Below are 4,554 nucleotides of genomic sequence, written 5' to 3' on the forward strand. Positions count from 1 at the left end.
GTCGTCGGTGATCCAGGTGGTGCCCTGCTTCAGCGCCTCCTGCACCGATGCGGCCGCGGCGCGGCCGGACTGCCAGCCCACGCGCTCGAGGTTGACGCGCGCCGCGTCGGGCGAGAGATCGGCGATGGCCACCAGCTGCACGCCGGGCGTGCGCGGGATCTGCGCGAGGTACATCGAGCCGAACTTGCCGGCGCCGATCAGGCCGATGCGGATGGGGCGGCCTTCGGCGGCGCGCTGCTGCAGGCGGGCGTGGAGGCTCATGTCGTTCAGGCCTCCACTGTGTCGAGCACGTCGAGCGAGGTGCGCAGCGCGCTCTCGGGCAGGCCGTTCTTCCATGGCACATCCACCGGGTAGGGCTTCAGCAGGCAGTCGTCGGGCAGCAGCGCGATGGGGGTGAAGTCGCGGTGCGCGATGTATTCGGGGCGCTTGTGCCGGCGGATGTGGTTGCTGACGGCGCACAGGCTCAGGTACACCGCCACGCGGTTGAAGGGCGACAGATTGCTGCCCGAGGCATGCACCAGGCAGCTGTGGAACAGAATCATCGAACCGGCCGGCCCCTTGGGCGAGACGATGCCGCCGTGCTTGCCGCCGGCGCGATCCACCAGCTGGCGGATCAGGTCGTTGTCGACGGTCCACAGCGGATAGCTGGTGGTGGTGAGGTCATGCTTCGCATCGACCACGCCCTTGCGGTGGCTGCCCGGAATGAACATCAGCGGGCCGTTGTGCTCGTTCACGTCGTCCAGAAAGATCGCGACGTTCATCGCGCGCTCGGTGGGCATCAGGTCGTCGTTGAGCCAGGTGCCGTAGTCCTGGTGCCACTGCCACACGTCGCCTTCGAAGGCCATCTTTCCGTTGATCTTGAACTGGTGCATGTAGACGTCTTCGCCGAAGAGGTCTGTCACCGGCTCGACCATGCGCGGATGGCGCGCGAGCCGCGCGAAAGGCTCGCTCACGAGGTGCGCGGCGAAGTTCGTGCGCACGGCGTCGGAGCCTTTCTCGCGCACGTTGAAGGCCTCGCGCTTCGCGTAGAGATCGGGCACCGCGCCAGTCAGTACCCTGGTTTCCTCGGCCGAGAAATGGCCGGGAAAGAACAGGTAGCCATCGCGCTCGAACTGCGCGTGCTGCTCGGGGGTGAGCTTCATGCCTTGTCTCCTTTTTGCGTGGGGGTGTGGGTGGATGCGGCATGCGCCAGCAGCCGCTCGCTCAGTGCCTCGCTGGCCCGCGAGACGTGTTCCTCGCTCAGGCGCGCGGCGCGATCCGCGTTGCCTGCCGCGATGGCGTCGGCGATGGCCTCGTGCTCGTCCCACAGCGTTTCGCGCTGCGGCTCGGCCTGCAGCACCGCGCCCATCGCGCGGCGCAGGTGGCGCCAGTGCGGATCGGCGCTCTGCGCGATCAGAGGATTGCCCGATGCCTCGTAGATGGCCTGGTGGAAGGCGACGTCGGCATCGATCATGGCTTCCACGTTGCGCCCGCGCGCGGCACGCCGGCCGCGCTCGATGAGTTTCGGGTCGATGCGAAAGCGCTGCCGTGCCGCCAGCCGGGCGGCCAGGGCGTCGAGCGCGCCGCGCACCTGATAGACCTTGCGCATCGCCTCGGCTTCCAGCGGTGCCACCAGCACGCCGCGGCCGGGCGCGTCGAGCACGAAGCCGTCTTTCTTGAGCAGACGCAGCGCCTGCAGCACCGGCTGGCGCGACACCGACAGGCGCTGCGCGATGTCTTCCTGGGTGATGCGCTCGCCGGGTGCGAGCGTGCCGCTGCTGATGGCGCCGAGCAGGGCGCGGTAGACCTGGTCGACGAGGTCGGGTGCGACCTCGATGCTGACGAGCTGGGCGGGCATGGTTGTCTCCTTGCGCCGGTTTCTTTGAACTCTGTATACAGAGTACGGAATCCGGCGTTGCCGCGGATAGCGGGTTTTTACCCATCGGGCGTGCAAAAGATCGAAACGTCTCGCTAAGCTCGACCCCATGCAACTACCCACTTACGACGACGTCATCGCCGCGGCCGCGCGGCTCGAAGGCCATGCCCACCGCACGCCGGTGCTGCGCTCTTCCACCGCCAACGAGCGCTGGGGCGCCGAGTTCTTCTTCAAGTGCGAGAACTTCCAGCGCATGGGCGCGTTCAAGTTCCGCGGCGCCTTCAATGCGTTGTCGAAGTTCGATGCCACGCAGCGCAAGGGCGGCGTGATCGCCTTCTCGTCGGGCAACCACGCGCAGGCCATCGCGCTGTCGGCGCGCCTGCTGCAGATGCCTGCCGTGATCGTTATGCCGAAGGACGCGCCGGCCGCCAAGGTCGCCGCCACCAAGGGCTACGGCGCCGAGGTGGTGATGTACGACCGCTTCACCGAGGACCGCGAGGCGCTGACGAAGAAGCTCGCGCAGGAGCGCGGCATGACGATGATCCCGCCCTACGACCACCCCGACGTGCTCACCGGCCAGGGCACGGCGGTGAAGGAGCTGATCGAGGAAACCGGGCCGCTCGACCACCTGTTCGTGTGCCTGGGCGGCGGCGGGCTGCTGTCGGGCTCGGCGCTGTCGGCGCGCGCGCTGTCGCCTGATTGCAAGGTCTACGGCGTGGAGCCCGAGGCGGGCAACGACGGCCAGCAGTCGTTGCGCGCCGGGAAGATCGTGCACATCGAAACCCCGAAGACCATCGCCGATGGCGCGCAGACGCAGCACCTGGGCGAGTACACCTTCGGCATCATCCGCCGCGACGTGGACGACATCTTCACCGTCACCGACGAGCAGCTCGTCGACGCGATGCGCTTCTTCGCCGAGCGCATGAAGATGGTGGTGGAACCCACCGGCTGCCTCGCTTTCGCGGGCGCGATCGCGGCGGGCAAGGCCATTGCGGGCCGGCGCGTGGGCATCGTGATCAGTGGCGGCAACGTCGACCTGTCGCGCTTCGCGGCGCTGATCGCGCCGCAGCAGTAATCAGCAAGCTCAGTCGCGGATTCCGCTGGCCGTCAGGTGCAGCAGGCGGTCGGCCCGGGCCGCCGCGCTTTCGGAGTGCGTCACCAGCACCAGCGAGGCACCGTGCTCGCGGGTCTGGCCGATGAGCAGTTCCATCACCTTCGCGGCGGTGGACGGGTCGAGGTTGCCCGTGGGCTCGTCGGCCAGCAGCAGGGCGGGGCGGTGCACCAGCGCGCGTGCGATGGCTACCCGCTGCAGCTGGCCGCCCGACAGCGTCTGCGGCAGCCGCGCGCCCATGCCGGGCAGGCCCACTGCTTCGAGCATGTGGGCGACGCGGCCGTCGTTGTCCTTCTGCTGGCCCAGCAGCATCAGCGGCAGCGACACGTTCTGCGCCACGTCGAGATGCGGCAGCACGTGAAAGGCCTGGAACACGAAGCCCACATGGCGCCGCCGCCAGAGCGCGCAGGCTTCGCCGTCGAGTGCGCCGATGTCGGTGCCGTCGTGTGTCACCGAGCCCTGGTCCCAGCTGTCGAGGCCGGCCATGCAATTGAGCAGCGTCGATTTGCCCACGCCCGATTCGCCCACGATGGCGACGAACTCTCCGGGCTCGACGCTGAGCGTCACGTTCTCGAAGACCGGCACTACGCCGTTCTGGCCATAGTGCTTGCCGAGGTTGGATATGCGAAGCGTCATCTGCGGGCGATGGTCTTTGCCATGAGTTGAACGGCGGTCTGCACCGCATCGGGAGCGTCGCAGGCGATCACGGTGCGCTGCGGCATGCTGCGCAGCCAGGTGATCTGCCGCTTGGCGAGCTGGCGCGTGGCTGCGATGCCGCGCTCGCGCAGGTCGGCCATGGCCTTGGCGTCGGGCGCCGAGCTGCCGGCCGCACCGAGCGTTTCCCAAGCCTGCCGGTATCCGACGCAGCGCATCGAGGGCAGGTCGGTCGAAAGGTCGCCGCGCGCGCGAAGGGCTCGCACCTCGTCGAGGAAGCCTGCCGTCAGCATGGCGTCGAAGCGCTCGGCGATGCGGCCGTGCAGCCAGGCGCGATCGGCGGGTTCGAGAGAGAACAGCACGCCGCCTTCGACCGCGCTGGCGGTCTTGTTGTCGCTCGCATGAAAGCTCGATAGCGGCTGGCCGCTGCTCTCCCACACTTCGAGCGCGCGCTGGATGCGCTGGCTGTCCTGCGGCGCGAGCCGGGCGGCCGTGACCGGATCGACCTGCGCGAGCCGCGCGTGCATCGCCGGCCAGCCGAGTGCGGCTGCATCGGCGTCGATGCGCGCGCGCACCGCGGCGTCGGCCGCGGGCATCGCGTCGATGCCGTCGAACAGCGCCTTGAAATACAGCATGGTGCCGCCCACCAGCAGCGGCAGCGCGCCGCGCGCGCGAATCTCGCCGATGAGCCGCGTCACGCCCGAGGCGATCAGCTCGCCGATCTGCTCGACCGTGATCTCGTCGTTGCGGTGCACCTGCACGTCCGCACCCAGCTCGCCGAAGTACTGGACGATGTTGTAGGTGAAGGAATCGTAGTTGTCGATCATCAGCAGTTTCATGGCTTGCTCACAATCCGGTGCACGCCCTTGACGACGGGGAACACCGCCTCGGCCATGCCGATAGCGCGCATGCAGTGGTGGATGCGGCCCGGCCC

Annotated in this window: 5 protein-coding genes and 1 pseudogene; 1 reads left to right on the top strand and 5 read right to left on the bottom strand. The window is 68.5% G+C overall.

Annotation, left to right across the window (positions count from 1 at the left end; all coding sequences use genetic code 11):
• From QMO14_RS32820 to QMO14_RS32830, 3 genes and pseudogenes are all read right to left on the bottom strand, one after another.
• Positions 1 to 261 (bottom strand): annotated as a pseudogene (locus QMO14_RS32820) (flagellar biosynthesis protein FlgA); the annotation flags it as partial.
• A 5-nt stretch (positions 262 to 266) separates the two neighbouring features.
• Positions 267 to 1,142 (bottom strand): phytanoyl-CoA dioxygenase family protein, encoded by an 876-nt coding sequence (locus QMO14_RS32825; protein WP_301512304.1) that lies wholly within the window; start codon positions 1,140 to 1,142, stop codon positions 267 to 269.
• A complete protein-coding gene (locus tag QMO14_RS32830; RefSeq protein ID WP_301512305.1) occupies positions 1,139 to 1,837 on the bottom strand; it encodes a GntR family transcriptional regulator in 699 nt (232 codons plus the stop codon). The genes QMO14_RS32825 and QMO14_RS32830 overlap by 4 nt, the downstream gene beginning before the upstream one ends.
• 127 nt (positions 1,838 to 1,964) lie before the next feature.
• Between QMO14_RS32830 and QMO14_RS32835 the strand changes: the two genes are divergently transcribed.
• Entirely contained in the window at positions 1,965 to 2,930 is a 966-nt protein-coding gene (locus tag QMO14_RS32835) for a threo-3-hydroxy-L-aspartate ammonia-lyase (protein ID WP_301512306.1), read from the top strand.
• 9 nt (positions 2,931 to 2,939) lie between these two features.
• Here QMO14_RS32835 and QMO14_RS32840 read toward each other — a convergent pair whose 3' ends face one another.
• Together QMO14_RS32840 and miaA are read right to left on the bottom strand one after the other, a co-directional pair.
• Positions 2,940 to 3,602 (bottom strand): ABC transporter ATP-binding protein, encoded by a 663-nt coding sequence (locus tag QMO14_RS32840; RefSeq protein ID WP_301512307.1) that lies wholly within the window; start codon positions 3,600 to 3,602, stop codon positions 2,940 to 2,942.
• Positions 3,599 to 4,459, bottom strand: coding sequence for a tRNA (adenosine(37)-N6)-dimethylallyltransferase MiaA (gene miaA / locus QMO14_RS32845; protein WP_301512308.1), 861 nt, complete (start codon positions 4,457 to 4,459; stop codon positions 3,599 to 3,601). Before miaA ends, QMO14_RS32840 begins: the two co-directional genes overlap by 4 nt.
• Between the last annotated feature and the right edge of the window lie 95 nt (positions 4,460 to 4,554).

Source organism: Variovorax sp. CAN15 (assembly GCF_030462475.1).
In the GTDB taxonomy this organism is placed as follows: domain Bacteria; phylum Pseudomonadota; class Gammaproteobacteria; order Burkholderiales; family Burkholderiaceae_C; genus Variovorax.